Genomic DNA, 22,681 nt, shown 5'->3' on the forward strand with positions numbered 1-22,681 from the left:
GTCATTATAGAACCATCGCTCGCAGGTCCGGCGCTTTCCCACACCGGCTCTGCATCCGCGGGGCGCAAGGGGAAACATGCGCTATCATGGCGCCAGCTGTTTTCAGGTTGAATTAAGGACCGCTGGGTAATCTTAACCCCGTAGACAACTTGAACATCTCCAAGGAGAGAAACGATGAAAACCTTGACTGCCCTGTTCGCCGCCGCTGCCCTTGCCCTGGGTGCCAATGCCGCCTTCGCCAAGGACGTTCAGCCTGACGAAGTGGTCAAGCTGGTTAGCGAAAAGACCATCAAGTCGCTGGATGAACTCAAGGCAGCTGCCGTTGCCAAGCATCCAGGCGCTACCGTGACCGACTCCGAACTGGAAAACGAGTACGGCCGTTACATCTACAAGGTCGATCTGCGTGATGCGCAGAACGTCGAATGGGATGTCGACCTGGATGCCAAGACCGGTGAAGTGCTGAAGGACGAGCGGGACAACTGATGATCGCGTTACCGCGGCCGGCGCGTTACCTGGCGCTTTCGCTGCTGGCCGTCTGCTCCCTGGCCGTTGCCCGGGATCTGGATCAGGACGAAGCCCTGGAGCTGCGCCAGAAGGGCATCATCCTGCCGCTCGAGCGACTGCTCGAAACCGCCCTGGGGCGTCACCCCGGGGCGCGTTTGCTGGAGGCCGAACTGGAAGAAGAGGACGACCGCTACGAGTACGAGGTCGAGCTTTTGACCACCGAAGGCGTGGTGCGTGAAATCAAGCTCGATGCCACCTCCGGCGCCCTGCTCAAAGACGAGGAAGACGACTGAATGCGCCTGTTGCTTGTCGAGGACAACGTACCGCTGGCCGATGAACTGATCACCAGCCTGCAACGCCAAGGCTATGCCGTGGACTGGCTGGCCGATGGCCGTGACGCGGTGTACCAAGGCCAAAGCGAGCCTTACGACCTGATCATTCTCGACCTTGGCTTGCCAGGGTTGCCGGGCCTTGAAGTACTGGGCCAATGGCGTGCCGCTGGCCTGGTCACGCCTGTGCTGATTCTAACCGCCCGGGGTTCCTGGGCCGAGCGTATCGAGGGCCTGAAGGCTGGGGCCGACGATTACCTGAGCAAGCCGTTCCACCCTGAAGAATTACAGCTGCGCATCCAGGCCCTGTTGCGTCGTGCCCGTGGCCTGGCCAACCAGCCCACGCTCGAAGCGGCCGGCCTGCACCTGGACGAGAGCCAGCAGTGTGTGAAGCGCGATGGGGTGGATATCCCGCTGACCGCAGCGGAATTCCGCTTGTTGCGTTACTTCATGTTGCACCCGCGGCAGATCCTGTCCAAGAGCCACTTGGCCGAGCATCTGTACGACGGTGAAACCGAGCGCGATTCCAATGTGCTGGAAGTACACGTCAATCATCTGCGGCGCAAACTGGGTCGCAGTGTGATCGAGACCCGCCGTGGCCAAGGGTACCTGTACGCCGGGAGCGCCGAGTGAAGTCGATCCAGGCGCGCCTGAGTCTGGGCCTCGTAGCGGTACTGGTGGTGGTGGGCGTGGCGCTCGCTCAGTTGACGCTGTGGCTGTTCGAGGTGGGGCTGCAGCGCTACCTGGAGGCGGGCCTGCGCAAGGAAAGCGAGAACCTGCTGGTGGCGATGGTGCGCGGGCCGTCCGGCTTGCAGCTCGATGAACGACGTATTTCCGCTGCTTACCAACGGCCATTTTCCGGCTACTACTTTCGTATCGACTTCGACCAAGGCACCTGGCGCTCGCGCTCGCTGTGGGACCTGGACATGCCCAAGCCCGCTGCGCCGGGTCTGTCGGACAGCCATGCGCTAGGGCCAGAAGGCCAGCAACTGCTGGCGTTGCGTGCGGATTATCGGCGCCTTGGACAGGACGTCTCCATCAGCGTGGCCCAGGACTATTCCCCGGTGCGCGAGGGCTTTCGGCGAATGCAGCAGATCGGCCTGGGTATTGGGCTGGTGGCGCTGGTGCTGATCCTGGTGTTGCAGCGGGTCACGGTCACCCGGTCGCTGCGACCGCTGGAGCGGGCACGCCAACAGATCGCCCAGCTGCAACAGGGCCAACGTACGCAGCTGGATGCTGAAGTGCCCACCGAGCTGGCGCCGCTGGTCGACCAGATCAACCACTTGCTGAGCCACACCGAGGACAGCCTGCGCCGTTCGCGCAACGCCCTGGGCAATCTGGGGCATGCCTTGAAAACGCCGCTAGCGGTGTTACTCACCTTGGCGTCCAGCGAGCGCTTGAAGGATTTGCCCGAGGTGCAGGCGCAGATGCGCGAACAACTCGAGCAGATCCAGCAGCGTCTGGCCCGGGAGCTAAACCGGGCGCGCCTGGCCGGGGACGCACTGCCGGGTGCGCAGTTCGATTGCGATGCCGAGCTGCCAGGGCTGCTCGGCACGCTGGCCATGATCCATGGCGAGGGTTTGTCGCTCGTGCATGAGGTGCCGCCTGGGCTGCTGTTGCCGTGGGACCGCGAGGACTTGCTGGAGCTGCTGGGCAATTTGCTGGACAACGCCTGCAAATGGGCCGACAGCGAGGTCCGACTGTCGATTGCGCCGACGCCTGAGGGGTATCGGATCTGCATCGACGACGATGGCCCTGGGATTCCCGAAGGGCAGCGCCAGCAGGTGTTGGAGCGGGGTTCGCGGTTGGATGAGCAGGTCGACGGGCATGGCCTGGGGCTGGGGATCGTGCGCGACATCGTCGAAGCCTGGGGCGGGCAACTGGCCTTGCTGGAGAGCCCCCTGGGCGGGTTGCGGGTCCGCCTTGAACTACCACGCAAGACAGCGCTGATAACCGGCTGACGCGCCTGCAGGTATCAGCTTGCCGAGCGTGGGGCCGTATCAGCACTGCAAAAAAATTGCAGTACAGCCGCATTTTTTTGAATTGGTCCAACCCCTGGGCATCCCTGCACAATGAGCTGCAGTTTCCATCTCTCCATGGATGGCTTCCAGGGCCCAGGCCGCTGCGGCTGGGCTTCCTTTTCAACCCAAAAAACATGACCCCCATTACCTGAATGTCTGCCTCGTCTTCTGAAAGCCGTCTGAGCAGGCTGTTGCCTGCCCCCTTGAACATTCCTCCCCAAGAGTGGCTGCGCGCCGCCTTCGGTGCACTGCTTGGCCTGTTCCTCGCCGGTTGGTTGACCAGCCTGGCCTATGGCCCTGGGATTGCCTTGCACTTGCTTGGGCCCTTGGCCGCCTCGGCGGTACTGGTATTCGCCGTGCACTCCGGGCCCTTGGCCCAACCCTGGTCGGTGGTGGGCAGCTATGCCCTGGCGGGTGCCGTGGGTCTGGCCATGCGCCAGGGCTTGGGTAGCGAACTGTGGGTAGCGGCCGTCGCCCTGGGGCTGTCGTTGGTGTTGATGTGCTTGCTGCGTTGCCTGCACCCACCGGGTGGTGGCGTGGCGGTGAGCGCAGTGCTGGCCGACGCGGGATTGACCGCCCTGGGGGATCATCTGCTTGAGCCGGTGCTGCTCGATGCCTTGATCCTGGTGACGGTGGCGGTGATCTACAACCGCATGACCGGTGTGCGCTACCCCAAGGGTGCAGCACCGCGCAATGAACCGCACCACACGCACGACCCGCTGCCCAGCCAGCGTGTCGGCGTCAGCAGCCAAGACCTGGACCAGGCACTGGACGAATTGGGCGAGTTCGTCGACGTCACCCGCGACGAACTGCAACGCATCATTCTCGCCACCGAGCAAAACGCCTTGCAGCGCAGTCTTGGTGGTATCACTGCCGCCTCGGTGATGTCCCGTGACGTGCAGTTCGCCACACCCGACACCACCCTGGAGCAGGCCTGGGCCATGTTGGCCAGTCACCACTTGAAAACCCTGCCCGTACTGGAGCGAGGCAAGCTGGTGGGCATCGTCAGCCTCAGTGACCTGGTCGGCCCGGCCATGCAGCGCGGGCGGTTCGGTTGGCAGGGTCTGTTCGGTCGCAAAACCGTGCGTATGGCTCAGGTCATGAGCCGTCGTGTGGTCAGCGTGAGCGGGCAACACCCTCTTGAGCGCCTGCTGCCACTGCTGTGTGAGCAAGGCCTGCATTGCTTGCCAGTGCTCGAGGGGGAGCGTCTGGTGGGGGTGGTCACCCAGACCGATCTGATCGCCGGCCTCAAGCGCCAGATTCTCAACGGCTCAGATCAGCGGGTCCCAGCGTTGTGACCAATCGCTGGCGCCGGCAGCCACCAGCCGGCGCAGCAGCGCGAAGGACTGCTGCAGGGCTTCGCTGTCACGCTTGCGCGGGTACACCAGGAATGTCGGATAGGTGAACTCCGGTGCCTGAGGCACCCGCTCGAACACCCCGCTGTCCAGGTAGGCCTGGACCACGCGCGTCCGGAAGTAGCCGCTGCCACCCTGGTCGAGAATGAACTGCAGGGCCAGCGGCCCCAGGTTGAAACTCAGGGCTGGGCGCGCGCAGTCAGGCAGGGCGGCATCATGCTGGCGGCGGAAGGCTTCGCCCCAGTCGATGTAGATGTAAGGCTCTGGCCGATCGACGCGACGCACGCGGATCAGCTTCTCTTCCATCAATTGCTCCACTTGCAGCCCTGGGCCGTAGGTCGGCTGGTACACCAGGGCCGCGTCGAGCAGGCCCATTTCAACCTTGCGCAGCAACGACTCGCCGTCGCTGACCTCGCTGTGGATGGCATGGCTGGGTAGCTCACGGTGCAGGGCGCTGACCCAATCGAGCAGCATCGGGTTGCCCAGACTTACCTCGGCACCGATATGCAGCACCTGCTGGCAGCCTTCGGGTAGCGGCAGGTCGCGCCGCGCCGCCTCCCAGGTCTGCACCAGTTGGTTGGCGTAGCTGACGAAGGCTTCACCGTCGCTGGTCAGGCTGGCACCGGTTCGGCTACGCACGAACAGTTGGCAGCCCAGTTGTCGTTCCAGGCGCTGCACCCTCGCGGTTATGGCCGTCTGCGACACGAACAGGCGTTCGGCAGCGGCCACCAGGCTGCCGCACCGCACGATTTCCAGAAATGTTCGGGCCTGATCGATATCCATGGGCTGCTCGGTGACTGAAGGGGCGGCCTATTCTAGAGGCTTTGCACTGTTATGGGGCGCAATTGCGTTGTCTGCAAATTTGCAGGTCGGTTGTGACTTTAGTCCCATGGCGGCCCCGGCGTGCGGGTCCATACTCAATATCCGCCCTTCAATAACAACAAGTACCGGGTTTCCTTCGCCATGACTTACCAGCACAGCTACACCCATTCCATTTCCGACCCTGCTGCTTTTTGGTCCGAACAGGCCGAACGGCTGGCCTGGCACCGCAAGCCTTCCCTAACCCTGCAACAGAACCCTGATGGCACCCACCGCTGGTTCGCCGACGGTCGCCTGAACAGTTGCTACCTGGCCCTGGACCATCAGATCGAGCAGGGCCGGGGCGAGCAACTGGCGCTGATATACAATTCGCCGGTCACCGGCGTGAAGCAAAGCTTCACCTACAACCAGTTGCGCGATGAGGTGGCACGCCTGGCCGGACTGCTGCGTGAGCTGGGCGTGGGCAAGGGTGACGGCGTGATCATCTACATGCCCATGGTGCCGCAGGCGGCCATGGCCATGCTCGCCTGTGCGCGTATCGGCGCGGTGCACTCGGTGGTGTTCGGTGGCTTTGCCGCCAATGAACTGGCCTTGCGTATCGACGATGCCCGGCCAACGTTACTGCTCACGGCCTCGTGCGGATTGGAGTTCGATCGGGTGATCGAGTACAAGCCGCTGGTCGATCGTGCCTTGCAACTGGCCAGGCACCAGCCCAGGCAGGTGTTGGTGCTGCAACGTCCGCAAGCGCGTGCCGAGCTTCAGGCAGGGCGCGATCTTGACTGGAACCAGGCCCTTGTCGACGCCAAGCCGGTGCCCCCGGTGGAGCTGGAAGCCGGCGACCCGCTTTACATCATGTACACCTCCGGAACCACTGGAAAACCCAAGGGCATCGTGCGCGAGAACGGTGGCAATGCGGTCGCCTTGTGCTACGCCATGCGCCATATCTATGGCATGCAGGCTGGCGATGTGTGGTGGGGCATCTCCGACGTGGGTTGGGTGGTGGGCCATTCGCTGATCGTCTACGGCCCGCTGATGAATGGCTGCACCACGGTGTTCTATGAAGGCAAGCCGATTCGCACGCCGGATGCTTCGGCCTACTGGCGCGTGGTCGAGGCGTACAAGGTCAACGCCTTGTTCTGTGCGCCGACGGCGATGCGTGCGATCCGCAAGGAGGACCCGGACGGAGAACTGATCCGTCGTCATGACCTGAGTTCGCTGCGCCACCTGTTCCTGGCGGGTGAGAAGCTCGACTCCAGTACCCACGAGTGGCTGGAACGGGTCAGCGGAAAACCAGTGCACGATCACTGGTGGCAGACCGAAACCGGCTGGCCGGTGACCGCCCCCTGCGTGGGCCTGGAAGGCAGCGCGGCGCGGCCTGGATCCAGCAACCGAGCGGTACCCGGCTACAACGTCCGCGTGCTGGATGACGAAGGGCGCCTGCTTGGGCCGAATCATCAGGGCTCGATCGTCATCGCATTGCCGCTGCCGCCGGGTTGCAGCCAGACGCTATGGGGTGATCACGAACGTTACCTGCAGGCTTACCTACGGACTTATCCGGGGTATTACCACACCGGTGATGGCGGCTATCTGGACGATGACGGCTTCGTCTACATCATGGGGCGCACCGATGATGTGATCAATGTCTCCGGGCATCGCCTGTCCACTGGCGAGATGGAGGACCTGGTGGCACGACATCCCGCAGTGGCCGAATGCGCGGTGATCGGCGTGCATGACGAGATCAAGGGCCAGGTGCCGTTGGCGCTGGTGGTGCTCAAGGACGGGGAGGGCATTGCCGAGTCGCAGCTGCTGGTCGAGCTGGTCGGCAGTGTGCGTGAAGAGATTGGCGCGCTGGCGTGCTTCAACCGGGTACGCCTGGTCAAGCGCTTGCCCAAGACGCGTTCAGGGAAAATCCTGCGGGCGGTGCTGCGCAAGATCGCCGATGGCCAGGACTATGTGCCGCCGTCGACCCTGGATGACCCAGCGGTGCTGGGGGAGATCGAAGCAGTGCTGGCCGACTTGCCACGGGCTGGTTAGATGCTATCGTGCCGCAGAGCCCTGGCTTCGGTGTCACGATGGCTGGGGCTCTGCGCAGCTCTTTCGCGACGCGGGGCCGCGTCCACATGGACCGGGTGCCGTGTCGGCCTTGGGTGACCGGTGCACTAGCAGCAGCTGGCTTGCACGCGGTAGGGTCAGCGAGCGCAACACAAGAAGCTAGTCGCGATCCGGTCCGACTTGATGCAACTGCCCCAGGCGGCTACGCGTGCGCATCAGGTCGGCGAGCGTGCCACCGAGGCTGTCGGCCAGTGGTCGCTGGCCGATGACCGTCAGTTGCTTGTCCTGGTCATACAGCACATCCACCAGGTTGGCGAAGCGTTGCTGCGCGGCCAATGAACACTCCGACAAATCATCCAGCCGGTCGATGATCCATTCATCGTACTGTTGCGTCAGCACCAGGTAGTCGATGACCGCTGTGGCGTGCTCGCACAAGTCCTCGAACGCGAACATCACTTGTCGGCCTGCTGTGGCTAACGCGCGCAGGGGGCGTTTGTTGACCTCCAGCATGATCGGTTGCAGCGCTGGCACGTTCAGCAACCGACGTTGTGCAGCATCGCCAGGCCATACAAAACTGCCGTAGGTGAAACGCTGATGCTCGCGGTTGGCCGGCAGGCTACGAAAATCGGTATCGCCACTGACTTCCAGCACCTGCATTCGGCTGTTGATCAGGCGGATCACCGGCAGGAAACGCTCATGGTACAGCGGGTTGGGCAGCAGGCCCTCCGGCGCATAGTTGGAGGTTACCAGCAGGAAAATTTCGCGCTCGAACAAGGCGCTGAACAAGCGGGTGAGCAGCATGGCGTCGCCGATGTCGTGCACATGGAACTCGTCGAAGCACAGTACCCGGCAATCGCCCAGGAGCTCGTCCAGCGTCGCGCCCAGGGCGTCATCCAGGGCCCTGTGGCGATGCATGCCTTGGTGCAAGCGGGCGAAGAAATCGTGGAAATGCAGGCGCCGCTTGGCCTGCACCGGCACGGCCTGGAAGAAACCGTCGAGCAGCCAGCTTTTGCCACGGCCCACCGAACCATGCAGGTACAGGCTGCGAGGCTGGCCTTGCGCCAGTCGGGCCAGTTGCTCGGACATGCACTGGATGACCCTGCGTTGCCCCTCGCTGAGCTGGTAGCCACGGGCACTGGCCTTGTCTTCGAACCAGGCAAGCAACTCGCTGTCATTGGACATACCGGCGCGCAGGCGCTGGCCGAGCTGACGCAAAGGGGACGGAATCCAGGCGGGCAAGACGAAGCCTCCTTGGGCTATGGCAGGGCAGGGTGCAGTCTGCGGGAAGCCGTCTATTTTGACTAATAAAGAAACTTGGAGGCAATCATCGTTGCAGGCGATGTATCGGATTGAGCTGAGGGGGATCGCTGAGCGCTCAGGGTTGCGGTGCAGCCCCCATCAATTGCAAGCGAGGTGCCCAGATGAGCGATGACTTTCAGTTGTCCCGCTTCGTGGACGCGCAGGAGCAGGTGTTCCCGCGTGTGCTGAGCGAACTTGTGGCTGGACACAAGACCAGCCACTGGATGTGGTTCATCTTTCCGCAGCTCGATGGCCTCGGGCACAGCGCCATGGCCGAGCGCTACGCGATTTCCGGTTTGGCCGAAGCGCGGGCGTACCTGAACCATCCGCTGCTGGGCGCCCGCTTGCTGCAATGCATCGATGCGTTGCTGCCCCACACCGATAAGACAGCTCGCCAGATCCTTGGTCGGCCTGACGATCTGAAGCTTCGTTCCTGCCTCACGCTGTTCGCCCAGGTCGACCCGCATGACAGCGTGATCGACCAGGCGCTTTTGCAGTTTTATGCCGGGGAAGCCGATCCAGCTACCCTCGACTTGCTTGTGCGGTAGCTGGCGTTCGAATACCGAAAAACACTAACTCGCTGTTTTACTGCAATTTTTTTTGCACTAGGGGCTTCCCAGGTACGAATAATGTTGTTAAAGTGCCGCGCATTCCAAGACAACAACCCAGTTGTCACTCACTTGGAATTGTCAAAGTAACATCAAGTTAATGATCGTTACTTCCGATACAGGGGCGTCGCCAAGCGGTAAGGCAGCAGGTTTTGATCCTGCCATGCGTTGGTTCGAATCCAGCCGCCCCTGCCATTTTTCCCGTAGAACATTCAAAGCTCAGTGCGGAGTCGATCGGCGCTGGGTAAAGTCGTTTCTGCGCATCATGCCTATCCTGGCATGCCGAGCAATTCCTTCAATATCCGCGCCAATTCCTCGGCCTGCACCGGTTTCTGGATCACCAGGCTGCCCGGCAACTCCAGGCCTTGCAGTTCGGCATAGCCGGTCAGGAACACCACCGGCAGGCGCGGGAAGCGCTCACGCACGGCCACGGCTAGCTGGGCACCATTGAATTCAGGCATGGCGAAGTCAGTCAGCAGCAGGTCGATGCCTTCGTCCAGTTGTGCCAGTGCCTGCTCGCCGTTGTGCGCTTGGCGCACCTGATAGCCGTACTGGCGCAACACATCGCCGATCATGTCGCGTACCAGATGGTCATCATCCACCAGCAGCACGGTTCGGTCCCGGCCGCTCTCGCTGACCGATGGTGCGATGCTGGCCACGATCGGCCTTGCCTCGACTTCTTGCTTGACCGCCGGCAGGTAGACCGCGACCTGGGTGCCGCGTCCTGGCTCGGTGTCGATGCGCACGCCACCGCCGGATTGCTTGGCGAAACCGAACACCTGAGCCAGACCCAGACCAGAACCCTTGCCGATGTCCTTGGTGGTGAAGAAGGGTTCGAAGACCTTGGCCAGCACCTCTTCACTCATGCCGCAACCGGTGTCGCGGATACTCAGCATCACGTATTCGCCAGGCTCTGGGTCTTCCGGACGTTGGGGGCGTGCCTTGATCCGGGTGTTGCGGGTCGAGAGCGTCAACTGGCCGCCGTCGGTCATGGCATCGCGGGCATTGATCGCCAGGTTGAGGATGATCATCTCGGTCTGGGTCGGGTCGGTCAGCGCCTGCCAGAGGTTGGTGTCCAGGTCCAGGCGCACCGCGACATTGCCGCCCAGGGTGCGGCGCAGCAGTTCCTCCAGCCCGGCCAGTGTCTGGTTGAGGTTCAATGGGACAGGTTCCAGACGTTGACGGCGAGAAAATGCCAGCAACTGCGAAGTCAGCTTGGCGCCACGCTCCCCGGCTTCACGGATGTGGGTCAGGCGAGAGCGGGCTTTATCCATGTCGGCCTTGGCCAGGTCGCGCTCGAGGAAGGAGGCGCCGGTGAGAATCACCGTCAGCAGGTTGTTGAAGTCATGGGCGACCCCGGCGGTGAGCTGGCCGACCGCCTCCAGCCGCTGCATCTGCTGCAGTGCGGCCTCGATGCGCTCACGCTCGGTGATCTGTTCGCGCAAGCGGGTGTTGGCTTCTGCCAGACCCAGCGCGGACTCACGTTCGCTGGTGATGTCACGGGCTACCACATACAGCAGGGTGTCTTCAGGCACCACCACCCAGGACAACCAGCGCTGCTGTCCGCCAGCATGCTGGATGCGGCTGACGAAGCGGGCACTGGTGCGACCATGGGCCAGGGCCGCCAGCTCGGTGAGCAGGGTTTCCTGGTCGGCCTCGGGAAGCAGATGCAACAGCGAAACCTGGCTCAGACGCTCGCGGGAAAACCCCAGGCTGGCCTCCCATGCTGGGTTCAGCGCGACGGGGGTGAGGTCCTTGTTGAGCACTGCCAACAGGTCCTGGGACAGCTCCCAGGCGCGGTCGCGCTCGCGAGTGCGGCGTTCCACCCGCTCGCCGAGCATCTCATTGAGTTGCTTGAGCGCCTGGGTGGCCATGCGCTGGGTGTGGATGTCCTGCAGCACACCAGAAAAGCGTACACACCGGCCATCGACCCATTGGCTCTGGCCGCTACTAAGCAACCAGCGGGGCTCCATGCCGTTGCGCAGGGCGATTCGGAATTCGACCCTGTAATGCCCGTCGCTGTCCGTGCAAAGGGCCTGGTTGACGGCGTCCCGGACCATTTGCAGGTCGTCGGGGTAGATGCCGGCGTAGAACACCTCAAGGTTCATCTCGGTGTCGGTGGGCAGACCGAACAGGGTCTTGCAACGGTCATCCCACAGCAGCACGTCTTCCTGGGGTCGATAATCCCAAGTGCCCATGCCTGCCGCGTTGATGGCGATGCGGGCCCGTGCCTCGACATCGGCCAGCGCTTCTTCGGCGCGACGCCGACGCTGGCGCTCCTGCACTTCGGTCAGGGCCCGGCGAACCGCCTTGGGCAGCAGTGGCAGGTTCTTCTTCAGCACGTAGTCGGTGGCACCCAGGCGGATCATTTCCACCGCATGCTCTTCACCGTAGATGCCAGACAAGAAAATGAACGGCACATCCGGCGCCAGGCGCTGGGCGATGGCCAGCACTTCGGTGCCCGATGAGCCGGGTAGCACGCAATCGCAGAGAATCAGGTCGTAGTCGTTTTCGCGCAGGGCATGTTCAGCCTCGGTATGGTTGAAGACCAATTGCGATTGCACCTGTAGTCCACTGCGTTCAAGGCGCACCAAGGTCAGCTCGGCATCCATCGAGCTGTCTTCGACCATCAGCAGTTTCAGCGGAGTCGGCAGCATGGTTGCGCTCGCCTCAATTGTTGCCACGGCGGTTCAGCCTCAGTGATCCGGGAGGTGGCTCGTTGAGCACGGCCCAGAACACGCCAAGGTCGGAGATCGCGGCAACGAACTCCTTGAACTCCACCGGTTTTACCACGTAGGCGTTGACTCCGAGTTCGTAGGCACGCAACAGGTCGGGCTCTTCCCGCGAGGAGGTCAGCATCACCGTGGGAATGCTGCGCAGCTCCGCGGTGGCGCGAACTTCCTTGAGCACTTCCAGGCCGTCGACCTTCGGCAGCTTCAGGTCCAGCAACAAGACGGCCGGGTTGCCATCGTCGCGCCCGGCATAGGCATTACGGCGCAGCAGGTAGTCAAGGGCATCGGCGCCATCGCGCAGGACAATGACTTCGTTGGCCAACTGGCTGCGCTCGAGGGCCAGAAGTGTCAGCTCCAGGTCACGGGGGTTGTCTTCGACCAGCAGGATAGGCTTGAGCATGGTTTCAGGTGCCTCAATAAATCGAGGGGTCACGTGGAAGGGTGAAATGGAATGCAGCGCCGTGGTCGATCTGGCCTTCGGCCCACACCCGGCCATCGTGGCGCTCGATGATGCGTCGCACACTCGCCAGGCCGATGCCGGTACCTTCGAAGTCTTCCATGCGGTGCAGGCGCTGGAACACGCCGAACAGTTTGTTGGCATAGGCCATATCGAATCCTACGCCATTATCGCGAATGCAGATCTCGATTTCTGTCGGGTGTTGCACAGCACTGATCTGGATTCGGGCCGGCGCTCGCCCGCGGGTATACTTGATGGCGTTGGCGATCAGGTTCTGCAAGGCCATGTTGATGAAGGCGGGGTCGGCGTGCACCTTTGGCAAATCGGCGATGTCCCAGACGATTTCCCGGTCTTTGTAGTCCGGCGCGAGATCGCTACGAATGGCGGTGATCAGGGCGTTGAGGTCAACGTCCGACAGGCGCAAGGCAGAGCGGCCCATCTGCGAGAAGTTCAGCAAGTTGTCCACCAGGCTGCCAGCGAACTGCGCTGCCTCGCCGATGTGCTGCAAGAACCGCCTGCCACGTGGGCTGAGGACTTCACCTTCGATTTCCCCAAGCAGTTCGCTGTACCCGGCAATGTGGCGCAGCGGCGCCCTCAGATCGTGGGACACACTATAGGAAAAGGCCTCCAGTTCCTTGTTGGAGCGACGCAGTTCGTTCGCCAGTTGTGCCAGCTCTTCAGCCTTGCGCAGGACGATGCCCAGCACCGCGGTGCGCAGCTCGACGACGCCTTCGATGAGAAGTGGGTCCCACGTTTCGCTGTAGCCACGCACCTCTTCCTGCCAGCGTTCGAAGCTGTGCCGCGGGTCGAGATTGCCCTGCGGGCCGATATGTTTTTCAGGGCGCCCGGCCCATTGCACGGTGCGAACCTGCTCGGTCCGGAACCACAGCAGGTAATGCGAATGGATCTGCGAAATCGCCACGGCCAGCACACCTGCGACGTGACGGGTGAGCTCGGGAAGTTCGTCGATGTCGCGGCCCACGTTGTCGCTATGGAATACCACTTCATCATCCCGGGACAGCCAGTGCACCAGTGCAGTCACCTGCGCGACTGGTGGTGTCTGGCCGATGAGCTCGCAGCGTTCGGCGGAGATGACCGCAGCCCCGGTTGCACCGGCAAAGTCCAGCAGTACCTGCGGCAGTTGGTGCAGGCCCTCGCTGACACTGTCATGGTCGGCCATCGACGAAATCATCTGCACGATATGCTGGCGCAGGTCGAGCAGCATGCGGGTACGGGCATGGGATTCGCGTGACTCGATCTGCAGCGACAGCACGCTGGCCAGCAGTTCGCAGGCGGTGCGGGTGCGCAAATCCACGGGACGCGGCTGCGCATGGTGGCACGAAATCAGGCCCCACAGCTGATCATCGACCACGATCGACAGCGACATCGACGCCAGGGTGCCCATGTTGCGCATGTACTGCAGGTGCACCGGCGAAACGCTACGCAGGGTGGCGAAACTCATGTCCAACGCCTTGCCCGTGCGCGGGTTGGCGGCGGGAACCAGGTTTGCCGGCTGATAATGGGCGTCCTCGATCACCCGAATCCGGTTGACCCGGTACAACTCGCGGGCCTGGCGCGGAATGTCCGAGGCCGGGAAGCATAGGCCCAGGTAACTCGGATAACCGTCATCCGCCACTTCGGCCAGTACCTCGCCATTACCCTCGCCATCGAAGCGGTAGGCCTTGACCCGACCGAAGCCGGTGATGCGCTTGATCTGCTCCACCGACTGTTGCAGCAATGCCTGGAGGCTGCCGGCTTTGTGCAGGCTACCCACGAAACCCCGAACCAGCGGATAGTAGTCACCATGGGCTTCGAGGCCCTGCGGCGTGCGCAAAGGCTCGAACTCGGTAATCAGCACCTGGTCGTGACGATGGACCAACAAGCGCAGGACGTCGCCGTAGGGTGAACCAGGGCGCAGGCGCACATCGCCTATGTGAAACGGGAACACTTCCTGCGCAGGCAGCCGCGCAAGGTGCCCGCGCAGGTCGAAGGATCCGCTCATCAGGTCGGCGAACAGGCTGCCCAGCAGCTCCCTGGCCGGCACGCCCAACCAGCGTTCGGTATTGTCGCTGGCCTGAAGGACGCGCAGATCATGCTCGTCCAGCACCAGCAAAAACCCATGGGGCTGAATGCTGCCTGGGACCTGGATCGGCTCCTGGGCGCACCGCTCGAGGGCTTCGGCAAGCGCTTTGTCTAAAGTCATCGATGAAAACTCCTGTCCTTCTGCGCCCATGCATCGTGCATGCGTCTGATACAGGCTGTTGAATGGTGGTTAACGTAACAGAATGTAGGCCGCTTTACCGGCCCAATAGCTATTTGAGGCATGGGAAGCGTCGCGGGTTCGGTGTATGGGTAAATTTTCTTACTCATTTGGCACCACGTCGCGCGTCAGAGTTAATACAAAAGAGTGGCTCCAGGCCATCACGGGAACTGCATTCCGCTGCTACGCTGAAATCCAGCACATAAATACAAGGATAAAAGAGTGACGGAACGCCTTCTGGCCGCGCTGTTGGGCCTGCTGTTGAGCGGCAATGCCGTGGCGACTGACTTCCTTGTGGAAGTGCGGGTTCAGGTAGAGCGCGGTTGCATGCTGGTCAACCAGCAACGCGACGCCGGCGCGCAGGCCTTGGGACGAATCGATCTGGGGGCCGCCGCACGCCTGGACGGCCCAGGCACACCGTTGAGCGGCGTGCTGATCAGCCGGCGCCCCCCGCGCCTGGAATGCAATCCTGATACGCCGTATCAGGTGCGGGTCGATGGTGGCCAGCATGGCGGAGTCGGCGAGCTACGCTACCTGGCGAGCAACGACGGCAAGTCCCGTCCGATTCCTTATCGTCTATACCGGGATGCCGCTTGGCGCGAGCCGGTAGCGGCGGGTGTGCCGCACTCGGCACGGGTGCCTGACAGCGGCTCGGTGGCGCTTCCGCTCTACGCCCGTATCGACAGCCTGGCCTGGGTCCCGCGAGCGGGGCTTTACGCTGACATGCTCAAAGTCACAGTGACTTGGTAGGAAGCCCCATGACCAGGGACGCGACGCCATGAACCGAACCTCGATCTTGTTGCTTAGCCTTGGTCCACTGCTGTTGCCCAGTGGCATAGCCCATGGCACCACCACCGGGTTCATCCAGGCGCGCCTGGTCATCAGCACGGCCTGTCAGATCAGCAACGGTACCGATCAGCCCGCTACCCTGGCCAATCCGGGGGTGATGGATTTCGGCGCGCGCGGGCCGAGCTGGGACCAGCCGTTACGCGGGCGGGTGGACGAAGTGGGCGGTGAGGGCAGCCTGAGGATCAGCTGCACGCCTGAAGTCAGGGCATTCAACGTGCGAATCAATGGTGGCCTCAACGGTAGCGATGGTGTGCGTCGGCTCAGCAACGGCCGCGAAACCATCCCTTACCAACTGGCCTTGGACCCGGGTGGCAATAGCCACTACGGCATTGGCCAGGCACGCGCGTTCACCATCAGCAGCGCCCAGCAGATCCCGATTCCCATCTACGGCGTGGTGGTAGCGCAATCGCGCGCGCTGCCGGCCGGGCTGTATCGCGACACCCTGAGAGTGACTCTGGACTGGTAATCACGCAAGGAGACTCCGATGCGCACGACAATCACCCGTTGTATCCTCGCCGGCCTCGGATTGGCGCTGGCGTACCAGGCTCAGGCCGCCACGGTGACTGGCACCATCAGTGCGACGCTCACGCTGACTGCCGCGTGCCAGGTCAACGGCACTTCAGGCGACTCGGGGTTGAACTTCGGCTCCCTCAACTTCGGCAGCCAGGAAGCCCTGTTCACCAGCGCCAACGCGCAGGTGCTCGGTGGCGCCTCCGCGATGAGCATCCTCTGTTCGGCAGGCACCGTGCCGGTGATCAAGGTGCGCACGGGCACTCATGATGGCCAGTCCAGTGGTGGGACGCGAGCCTTGTCCGATGGCAATGGCAATTTCGTGCCTTACGACTTCTATACCGATGCCGGGCGCACCACGCTGCTGCCCATCGACGGCACCATAACCTTACCGACCAGCACAGGCGTGGCCCAGTCCGTCAACCTGTACGGTCAGGCACGGGGCAAGGCTGGCCTGCCGGCGGGGGTATATACCGACACCGTGGCGGTCGAGCTGTCGTTCTGAGTCATGCGTCCATGGACGAACATCTGCCTCGCGGGGGCGGGGGCGCTGCTGGCCGCGCCTTTGGATGCGGCGACCAGCAGCACATTCCAGGTTTCCGCACAAATCGTTGCTGGCTGCCTGGTGATCGGCGGCGCGACCAACTATGGCCTGCTGGATTTCGGTACCCAGTCGGCGTTGTCGACCAGCACCCTGAACACGTCCCTGGGCGGCACCACGGTGACGTTCCAGTGCACCCCGGGGGTGACCCTGAGCATGAGCCTGGACGGCGGCCAGAACTCCGCCAGTGGTACACGCAACCTCAAGCGCAGCGGTGGAAGCCAATTATTGGCGTATCAACTCTACAGCGATGCCGCCTACAGCCAGGTGCTGGGGATTGGGGCGAGCCTAAACGTCAGCTACGCCGACCCCACCGCGATCAAGTTACCGGTCTATGGCCGGACGCTGTTGAGCGGCACCTTGCCAGCCGGCATCTACACCGACGTGGTGCAGGTGACGGTGACCTGGTGATGCAGCCGGCAACCATGACAAGCAATCAAGGAGAGCAGTATGGCGTCAGGCGCGAAGTGTGCGCGAGGATTGATCGGGGGGTTGCTGCTGGTCTGTTTGCCGGCTGGGGCGGCCACCTCGGTGCTGATCTGGCCGATCGACCCGGTGCTGGAAGCGGGCCAGAAAGCCGGTGCGCTGTGGTTGGAAAACCGCGGGACGGCGCCGGCAAGCCTGCAGGTTCGAGTATTCGCCTGGCGCCAAGGCGATTACCAGGAGCAGTTCCAGGCCCAGCGCGACATCATCGGCAGCCCGCCCGTGGCCACCATCGCGCCGGGGCAGAAGCAACTCGTACGACTGACCCGCACCGGCAGTTCACCTGCCGGCCAGGAGCAGGCATACCGCATCATCATCGATGAAATCCCTTCGCCGCTGCCCACCGACAATGCCAGCCAAGGCACCACCGCGGCCATTCGCCTGCAGATGCGCTATTCGGTGCCGTTGTTCGTCTACGGCGAGGGTTTGTGGGGCAAGCCAGATCCCGAGGGCAAGCGCAGCGTCGACAGTGTCGGCAAGCCGCAACTGAGTTGGCGTGCGGTCACGATACAGGGCAAGCCCTATGTGGAGTTGCGCAACACTGGCCCTGTCCACGCACGCCTGACGGATGTGGTGGTACAGCAGGGCAGTCAGGCCAAGCCGCTGGCCGAAGGCTTGCTGGGCTATGTGTTGCCGGGTGCCAGCATGCGTTGGCCGGCACCACTGGCGCCGAACGCTGGCAGTGTGCTCAAAGGGCGGATCAATGGCCAGGAAGTGGCCGAGGCTATCCGTCAGGGCCAATGAATCTTCAGCTGATTGCTAGGCAGTGGCCAAGGGGGCCCCGGCAATGGTTGGAAACCGTGCGTGAAATGGCTGTCACTGATGGCGCGTCCATGGTGCCTGGGGGCTGCTGTGTTAAGCCCCAACCTCGGCGTGGCCGACGACCTGCCGCCGCCTCCCACGGAGATGGCTGCCGTCGCCGACGCCACGTTGTACCTCGATGTATGGGTGAACCAAGTGCCCAGGGTTGAACTGGTACCGGTCCAGCAGCGCAACGGACGTCTCTATCTGGAAAGCGACGTGCTTCGCAGTGCGGGTATCGACTTGCCGGGCAACCCCCAAGGGGAAGTGGAGCTGGATGCCGTGCAGAGCCTTCACGTCGATTACGACAGTCAGAACCAGCGCCTTATGCTGCAAGTGCCCCCCGCATGGCTGCCAGACCAGCAGGTCGGCGATCGCAACCTGTATCCACCCAGCGACGCCCGCAGCAGCTTCGGCGCATTGTTCAACTACGACCTCTACCTTAATGATATCGATGAGGGTGGTACCTACCTCGCTGCCTGGAATGAACTGCGCTTGTTCGATAGTTGGGGCTCGTTTGCCACCACCGGCCAGTGGCGTCAGTCGTTCCAGCGCATGCCAGGCGATGACAGCCGTCAGGGTTTCCTGCGCTATGACACCCTATGGCGCTACACCGACGAACAGCGCCTGCTGACCTACGATGCCGGTGACCTGGTCACCGGTGCTTTGCCCTGGACCGGATCGGTGCGCGTCGGCGGTGTGCAGGTGTCGCGCGACTTCGGCGCCCGGCCGGACCTGGTCACCTACCCACTGCCGGCATTTGCCGGTGAAGCAGCAGTGCCGACGTCGCTGGACCTCTTCATCAACGGCTACAAGAGCAGCACCACCGAGCTGCAACCGGGCCCCTACACCTTGACTAACGTGCCTTTCATCAACGGTGCGGGTGAGGCCGTGGTAGTCACCACCGACGCACTCGGCCGTCAGGTTTCCACCACCTTGCCGTTCTATGTCACCAGCACCTTGTTGCAGAAAGGCCTGTCGGATTTTTCGGTGGCGGCTGGCAGCTTGCGCCGTGACTATGGCGTGCGCGACTTCAGCTATGGCCCAGGCGTCGCCTCAGCCAGCCTGCGCCATGGCGTTTCCGACAGCTTCACCCTGGAAAGCCATGTCGAGACCGCCGAATCGCTGTTGCTCGGTGGCTTGGGCGGGAACATGCGGCTGGGTAACTTCGGCGTGCTCAATGCGGCCCTGGCCCAAAGCCAGTTCGAGGGGGAAAAAGGCCATCAGGTCGCGTTCGGCTATCAATTCAACAGCCAGCGGCTGGGCTTCAATTATCAGCGCTTGCAGCGTCACGGCGGCTATGCTGATCTGTCACGGGTCGATACCCCGGACATGCAGTTGAGTCAGCGCAGCGAGCAGGTCACCGCGAGTCTGAACCTGAATCGGTACGGTAGCCTCGGTGCCGGCTATTTCGATGTGCGCGCCGGCGATGGCACACGGACCCGCCTGCTCAACCTGAGTTGGAGCAAGCCGCTTTGGGGCAACAGCAGCCTGTATCTGTCGGCGAATCGCGAGATAGGCGACAGCCAGTGGGCAGTGCAGGCCCAGCTGGTGATCCCGTTCGACCTGCACGGAACCCTGGCCCTGAGTACCGAGCGCAGTCAGCAGGGCGAAGACCTGCAACGCGTGAACTATAGCCGCGCCGTGCCATTGGGCGGTGGAGTTGGCTACAACCTGGGGTACGCCACGGGCGGTGACCGCGACGCCTACCGCCAAGCCGATGTGACCTGGCGCCTGCAGTCGGTGCAGTTGCAGGTCGGGGCCTACGGCAGCAGTGGCGCGATGACCCGCTGGGCAGATGCCACCGGTTCCCTGGTGTGGATGGACGCCGGCCTGTTCGCCGCCAACCGCATCGACGATGCCTTCGTAGTGGTCAGCACCGGCGGTTATGCCGATATCCCCGTGCGCTACGAAAACCAGGAGGTGGGCCGTACCGACCGGAACGGCCACCTGCTGGTGCCCTATGGCAGCGGCTACTACCGCGGCAAGTACGAGATCGACCCCATGAACCTGCCGCCGGACATCCTGGCGGCAGAGGTGGAGCAGCGAGTAGCGGTGCGGCGAGGCAGCGGCTATTTGCTGGAATTTCAGCTCAAGCGGGTGATGGCGGCGAGCATCGAACTGGTCGATGTTGGCCAGCAGGCACTCAAGCTGGGCAGCCGTGTGACCCACCAGCAAAGCGGTGGACAGGCGGTGGTCGGCTGGGATGGCCTGGTGTACCTGGAGAATCTGTCGCCGCACAACCGCCTGCGCGTCGACCTGGAAGGGGGCGGGCAATGTCAGGTCGAATTCGATCTGCCTGAAGGGGAGGGCTCGATTCCACTGATCGGCCCACTGGTGTGCCGATGAAGGTGAGACTTGGCGGCTTGCTGTCGTGCGCACTGGTGTCGACCGGGCCTGCCTGGGCGGGATGCACATTGGTATCGACCGCGCCCGCTGCTTTCGGCACGGTCAACTCGACCCTGGTACGCACCGTCGTGCAGAGTGCCTCCACAACCAATGCCGGGCTTCAATGCACGGGCTCTTTGTTGGCGCTGCTGTCGACCACTGACCATTTCTATCTCACGATCACATCGTCGACGACCGGTCTGGTTGGGCCGACGGGGGATGTCATCCCCTATACGATCTATGGCGATAACACTACGTCCTATCCCATCAGCCGCGGCACACCAGCGTTCGACTTCGCACCCAAGGGCATCCTCGAAGCACTCGGGCTGCTTGGCAGCACTGCGCCCAAAACCGTGCCGCTGTACTTCAGGACCCAGATCGGCAGCAATGTGGCGGCAGGCTTGTACCAGGAAACCCTGACCCTTTCCTGGAACTGGGATTATTGCGTGGGGGTCGCCGTCGGCGGCCTGTGCCTGGCGGGGCGAGATTCCGGTAGTGGCAGCAGGTCGCTCAATGTGAGCCTGACCGTGAGCAACGACTGCCAGATCACCACACCCAACATCAGTTTCGCCAGCGCGCCGGTGGTGAGTGGGTTTGGCACGGTTAGCCAGAGCGTGAGCTTGTCCTGTACCAAGGGCAGCAGCTACACGGTAGGGTTGGACGACGGGCAGAACGTATCGGGCGGACGGCGCCGGATGAAATCCAGCGCCAACAATTACCTGGCGTACGACATCTTCAAAAGTGCCGGTGCGGTGCGCTGGGGGGCGTTGAGCAGCGCCCGGCGTTCGAGCAGCGATGCCGACATAAACCCGGGCAATGGGACTGGTACCGGGAGCCAGGTCTTCAACTACAACGCTAAGGTATACACCGACCAGGCCACACCGCCGGCGGCGACTTACATCGATAATGTGGTGCTGGACGTGCAGTTCTGACACCGCTGTTGCGGCCCCCACAGCCTCGTGGGAGCCGGCTGGCCGGCGAGGACGCCGACAACCTCAACGCAAATCATCGACCATCTTCGACAATGTCTCCAACACTGCCCCGGCCAACGCTTTCGACCGCGCCCCCGACCATCCGGTCTCAGGGTTGGGCGCATCGTCATGATCCTTGAACGGCATCTCCAGGGTCAGCGACAGGCAGTCATGGGCCATGCCCACCGCATTGCACGCCAGGGTCGTATTGGCCTGCCCCGGTTCGTCACGGGTATAGCCATATTCGGTCTGAAAGTCTGGCGTCACCCTGCACAGCGTGCTGCGGAACTGCGCCTCCAGCTTCGCCAGCCGCGGCGTGTACCCTGGGTTGCCTTCACAGGCGGCGGTGAACACATGCGGAATTTCCTCATCGCCATGCACGTCGATGAACGCATCCACGCCGTACTGTTTCATCTGCGCCTGGGCGAAGAACACTTCTGGGCTGAGCTCGACGCTGGCGTCTTGCCAGGCCCGGTTGAGGTCCTTGCCCTTGAAGTTGGTACGCAGGTGGCCGAGGACGGCGCCGTCGGGGTTCATGTTCGGGATCAGGTACAGGTCTGCCTTGGCCAGCAGTTGCTGCACCACCGCGTCGTTGGCTTGCAGGCGGTCGATCACACCCTCCATGAACCACTCGGCCATGTGCTCGCCCGGATGTTGCTGGGCGATCAGCCACAACTTGCGTTTGTTTGCAGCGCCATCGCCTGCGCGCAGCAACGGAATATCGCGGCCCTGCACGCTGCGGCCGCTAGCCAGCAGCTCGACTCCCGGAATCTGCCGGGCGCGTTCGATCAGCTGGTTGTGACGGGCGCGGGGGTAGGGCTCGAAATAAGCGAACCAGATCTGCTCCTGTTCGGCCTTCACTTCGAATGACAGGGCCTTGCCATCGAACTGGCTGGGGACCCGGAACCAGGATTGCTGGTCGTAGGACGCCACCGCGTTGTAGCCACTCCAGGCGTTCTTGTAGGAAGACTGCGAAGCGTTGTCCAGGCTGAAGCGATGGACCTGGCCGGGCGTGAGACCGCTGACCTTGAAGTGGAACCACTGGAAATGGCCGCTGTGCGTGTCCGGGCGGATGGCCAGGTGCACCCGGCTCGGGTTGCTGGCATCCAGTACCTGGATGTTGCCGGAATCGAAATCGCAGTCGATTTTCAGGGGGGACAGCGTTGCGGTCATTGTCAGGCTCCTGGGATTTTCGTGGGGGTACTGTACACCGCCTTGGGGCTCGGCGTGCACCAGCGTTTAGGTTGAGTTCCTAGGTCTTCTGGCCCAGCAGGTTGCCGGCCGGGTCGAAGGCGAAGGTCTCGACACCCAGGCGACTGGTGGCTTGCAGCAGGCGGCCCACCGGGTCGTACTGATAGGCCAGGTGACCACGGCGGGTGTCGTGGATGTCGGTCAGCTGGCCGACGGCATCGTATTGATACTGGCGCTTGAGCAACGTGGACTTGCCGTCGTGGCTACCCAGCCATTGCGCCTGCAGGCGACCCGCCGAGTCCCACGCCTGGGTCTGCATCAGCTGGTTGCCCTGATGCCGGACCACCTCACGGTGCAGAGCATCGCGCTCGTAGGCCAGCAGCTCATGCTGGTCAAGGGTCATGCCCAGCACGTGACCGCTGCCGTAGGTGAGCGTGCTGACCTTATGGCC

Annotated in this window: 21 protein-coding genes and 1 tRNA gene; 15 read left to right on the plus strand and 7 right to left on the minus strand. The window is 62.9% G+C overall.

All coding sequences use genetic code 11. The features are described from left to right. Nucleotides 1–174: 174 nt before the first annotated feature. From H620_RS0116905 to H620_RS0116925, 5 genes are all read left to right on the plus strand, one after another. Entirely contained in the window at nucleotides 175–483 is a 309-nt protein-coding gene (locus H620_RS0116905; protein WP_023379696.1) for a PepSY domain-containing protein, read from the plus strand. After that, nucleotides 483–797, plus strand: a complete 315-nt coding sequence (locus tag H620_RS0116910; protein WP_023379697.1) for a PepSY domain-containing protein — start codon at nucleotides 483–485, stop codon at nucleotides 795–797. The genes H620_RS0116905 and H620_RS0116910 overlap by 1 nt, the downstream gene beginning before the upstream one ends. Further along, a complete protein-coding gene (locus H620_RS0116915) occupies nucleotides 798–1,466 on the plus strand; it encodes a response regulator transcription factor (protein ID WP_027907729.1) in 669 nt (222 codons plus the stop codon). After that, complete coding sequence (locus H620_RS0116920) at nucleotides 1,463–2,794, plus strand: sensor histidine kinase (protein ID WP_023379700.1); 1,332 nt, start codon at nucleotides 1,463–1,465, stop codon at nucleotides 2,792–2,794. Before H620_RS0116915 ends, H620_RS0116920 begins: the two co-directional genes overlap by 4 nt. A 212-nt stretch (nucleotides 2,795–3,006) precedes the next feature. Further along, nucleotides 3,007–4,152 carry an HPP family protein gene (locus tag H620_RS0116925; RefSeq protein ID WP_023379701.1) on the plus strand — a complete coding sequence of 382 codons (1,146 nt, stop codon included), beginning with the start codon at nucleotides 3,007–3,009 and terminating at the stop codon, nucleotides 4,150–4,152. On the opposite strand, the gene H620_RS0116930 is transcribed toward H620_RS0116925, so the two are convergent. Next, a complete protein-coding gene (locus tag H620_RS0116930; protein WP_027907730.1) occupies nucleotides 4,126–4,992 on the minus strand; it encodes a LysR family transcriptional regulator in 867 nt (288 codons plus the stop codon). The two genes, H620_RS0116925 and H620_RS0116930, sit on opposite strands and share 27 nt — an antisense overlap. Nucleotides 4,993–5,172: 180 nt before the next feature. Between H620_RS0116930 and H620_RS0116935 the strand changes: the two genes are divergently transcribed. Next, the gene (locus H620_RS0116935) at nucleotides 5,173–7,062 is read left to right on the plus strand and encodes a propionyl-CoA synthetase (protein WP_027907731.1); all 1,890 of its coding nucleotides are present in this window, start codon (nucleotides 5,173–5,175) and stop codon (nucleotides 7,060–7,062) included. A 177-nt stretch (nucleotides 7,063–7,239) separates the two neighbouring features. Here the strand turns inward: H620_RS0116935 and zapE are convergent, their stop codons facing one another. Continuing rightward, nucleotides 7,240–8,319: a cell division protein ZapE gene (gene zapE / locus H620_RS0116940; RefSeq protein ID WP_023379704.1), complete on the minus strand. Its 1,080-nt coding sequence runs from the start codon at nucleotides 8,317–8,319 to the stop codon at nucleotides 7,240–7,242. A 182-nt stretch (nucleotides 8,320–8,501) separates the two neighbouring features. Here zapE and H620_RS0116945 point away from each other — a divergent pair, with 182 nt between their 5' ends. Next, the gene (locus H620_RS0116945; protein ID WP_023379705.1) at nucleotides 8,502–8,927 is read left to right on the plus strand and encodes a DUF1810 domain-containing protein; all 426 of its coding nucleotides are present in this window, start codon (nucleotides 8,502–8,504) and stop codon (nucleotides 8,925–8,927) included. A gap of 180 nt (nucleotides 8,928–9,107) precedes the next feature. Then, nucleotides 9,108–9,182, plus strand: a tRNA-Gln gene (locus tag H620_RS0116950). A gap of 74 nt (nucleotides 9,183–9,256) precedes the next feature. Here the strand turns inward: H620_RS0116950 and H620_RS0116955 are convergent. Genes H620_RS0116955 through H620_RS0116965 form a run of 3 tightly spaced genes read right to left on the minus strand, consistent with a single transcriptional unit; the run spans nucleotide 9,257 to nucleotide 14,379 of the window. Then, nucleotides 9,257–11,644, minus strand: coding sequence for a hybrid sensor histidine kinase/response regulator (locus H620_RS0116955; RefSeq protein WP_023379706.1), 2,388 nt, complete (start codon nucleotides 11,642–11,644; stop codon nucleotides 9,257–9,259). A 13-nt stretch (nucleotides 11,645–11,657) separates the two neighbouring features. After that, entirely contained in the window at nucleotides 11,658–12,119 is a 462-nt protein-coding gene (locus H620_RS0116960; RefSeq protein WP_023379707.1) for a response regulator, read from the minus strand. A gap of 13 nt (nucleotides 12,120–12,132) precedes the next feature. Further along, entirely contained in the window at nucleotides 12,133–14,379 is a 2,247-nt protein-coding gene (locus H620_RS0116965; RefSeq protein WP_027907732.1) for an ATP-binding protein, read from the minus strand. A 279-nt stretch (nucleotides 14,380–14,658) separates the two neighbouring features. Between H620_RS0116965 and H620_RS0116970 the strand changes: the two genes are divergently transcribed. From H620_RS0116970 to H620_RS0117000, 7 genes are all read left to right on the plus strand, one after another. Further along, nucleotides 14,659–15,186 carry a Csu type fimbrial protein gene (locus H620_RS0116970; protein ID WP_027907733.1) on the plus strand — a complete coding sequence of 176 codons (528 nt, stop codon included), beginning with the start codon at nucleotides 14,659–14,661 and terminating at the stop codon, nucleotides 15,184–15,186. A 28-nt stretch (nucleotides 15,187–15,214) separates the two neighbouring features. Continuing rightward, a complete protein-coding gene (locus H620_RS0116975; protein ID WP_023379710.1) occupies nucleotides 15,215–15,751 on the plus strand; it encodes a Csu type fimbrial protein in 537 nt (178 codons plus the stop codon). 18 nt (nucleotides 15,752–15,769) lie between these two features. After that, nucleotides 15,770–16,300: a Csu type fimbrial protein gene (locus H620_RS0116980; RefSeq protein WP_023379711.1), complete on the plus strand. Its 531-nt coding sequence runs from the start codon at nucleotides 15,770–15,772 to the stop codon at nucleotides 16,298–16,300. A 3-nt stretch (nucleotides 16,301–16,303) separates the two neighbouring features. Next, nucleotides 16,304–16,807: a Csu type fimbrial protein gene (locus tag H620_RS0116985; RefSeq protein ID WP_023379712.1), complete on the plus strand. Its 504-nt coding sequence runs from the start codon at nucleotides 16,304–16,306 to the stop codon at nucleotides 16,805–16,807. Between the two features lie 39 nt (nucleotides 16,808–16,846). Continuing rightward, on the plus strand, nucleotides 16,847–17,623 hold the full coding sequence (locus H620_RS0116990) for a fimbrial biogenesis chaperone (RefSeq protein WP_023379713.1): 777 nt from the start codon (nucleotides 16,847–16,849) through the stop codon (nucleotides 17,621–17,623). 78 nt (nucleotides 17,624–17,701) lie between these two features. Continuing rightward, the gene (locus H620_RS0116995; protein WP_425311462.1) at nucleotides 17,702–20,029 is read left to right on the plus strand and encodes a fimbria/pilus outer membrane usher protein; all 2,328 of its coding nucleotides are present in this window, start codon (nucleotides 17,702–17,704) and stop codon (nucleotides 20,027–20,029) included. After that, entirely contained in the window at nucleotides 20,026–21,000 is a 975-nt protein-coding gene (locus H620_RS0117000; RefSeq protein ID WP_023379715.1) for a Csu type fimbrial protein, read from the plus strand. The genes H620_RS0116995 and H620_RS0117000 overlap by 4 nt, the downstream gene beginning before the upstream one ends. Before the next feature lie 63 nt (nucleotides 21,001–21,063). On the opposite strand, the gene H620_RS0117005 is transcribed toward H620_RS0117000, so the two are convergent. Next, nucleotides 21,064–22,212: a M14 family metallopeptidase gene (locus H620_RS0117005; RefSeq protein ID WP_023379716.1), complete on the minus strand. Its 1,149-nt coding sequence runs from the start codon at nucleotides 22,210–22,212 to the stop codon at nucleotides 21,064–21,066. Nucleotides 22,213–22,291: 79 nt separating this feature from the next. Further along, a partial coding sequence (locus tag H620_RS0117010) for an RHS repeat domain-containing protein (RefSeq protein ID WP_027907735.1) occupies nucleotides 22,292–22,681 on the minus strand: 390 nt, incomplete at its 5' end.

It is taken from the genome of Pseudomonas taiwanensis DSM 21245, from assembly GCF_000425785.1.
In the GTDB taxonomy this organism is placed as follows: domain Bacteria; phylum Pseudomonadota; class Gammaproteobacteria; order Pseudomonadales; family Pseudomonadaceae; genus Aquipseudomonas; species Aquipseudomonas taiwanensis.

Coding starts and splice junctions, on each gene's coding strand:
- H620_RS0116905 (WP_023379696.1), top strand. CDS start 175: ATGAAAACCTTGACTGCCCTGTTCGCCGCCGCTGCCCTTGCCCTGGGT.
- H620_RS0117005 (WP_023379716.1), bottom strand. CDS start 22,212: ATGACCGCAACGCTGTCCCCCCTGAAAATCGACTGCGATTTCGATTCC.
- H620_RS0116990 (WP_023379713.1), top strand. CDS start 16,847: ATGGCGTCAGGCGCGAAGTGTGCGCGAGGATTGATCGGGGGGTTGCTG.
- H620_RS0116960 (WP_023379707.1), bottom strand. CDS start 12,119: ATGCTCAAGCCTATCCTGCTGGTCGAAGACAACCCCCGTGACCTGGAG.
- H620_RS0116995 (WP_425311462.1), top strand. CDS start 17,702: ATGGCGCGTCCATGGTGCCTGGGGGCTGCTGTGTTAAGCCCCAACCTC.
- H620_RS0116915 (WP_027907729.1), top strand. CDS start 798: ATGCGCCTGTTGCTTGTCGAGGACAACGTACCGCTGGCCGATGAACTG.
- H620_RS0116965 (WP_027907732.1), bottom strand. CDS start 14,379: ATGACTTTAGACAAAGCGCTTGCCGAAGCCCTCGAGCGGTGCGCCCAG.
- H620_RS0116945 (WP_023379705.1), top strand. CDS start 8,502: ATGAGCGATGACTTTCAGTTGTCCCGCTTCGTGGACGCGCAGGAGCAG.
- H620_RS0116955 (WP_023379706.1), bottom strand. CDS start 11,644: ATGCTGCCGACTCCGCTGAAACTGCTGATGGTCGAAGACAGCTCGATG.
- H620_RS0116910 (WP_023379697.1), top strand. CDS start 483: ATGATCGCGTTACCGCGGCCGGCGCGTTACCTGGCGCTTTCGCTGCTG.
- H620_RS0116975 (WP_023379710.1), top strand. CDS start 15,215: ATGAACCGAACCTCGATCTTGTTGCTTAGCCTTGGTCCACTGCTGTTG.
- H620_RS0116935 (WP_027907731.1), top strand. CDS start 5,173: ATGACTTACCAGCACAGCTACACCCATTCCATTTCCGACCCTGCTGCT.
- H620_RS0116925 (WP_023379701.1), top strand. CDS start 3,007: ATGTCTGCCTCGTCTTCTGAAAGCCGTCTGAGCAGGCTGTTGCCTGCC.
- H620_RS0117000 (WP_023379715.1), top strand. CDS start 20,026: ATGAAGGTGAGACTTGGCGGCTTGCTGTCGTGCGCACTGGTGTCGACC.
- H620_RS0116930 (WP_027907730.1), bottom strand. CDS start 4,992: ATGGATATCGATCAGGCCCGAACATTTCTGGAAATCGTGCGGTGCGGC.
- H620_RS0116985 (WP_023379712.1), top strand. CDS start 16,304: ATGCGTCCATGGACGAACATCTGCCTCGCGGGGGCGGGGGCGCTGCTG.
- H620_RS0116980 (WP_023379711.1), top strand. CDS start 15,770: ATGCGCACGACAATCACCCGTTGTATCCTCGCCGGCCTCGGATTGGCG.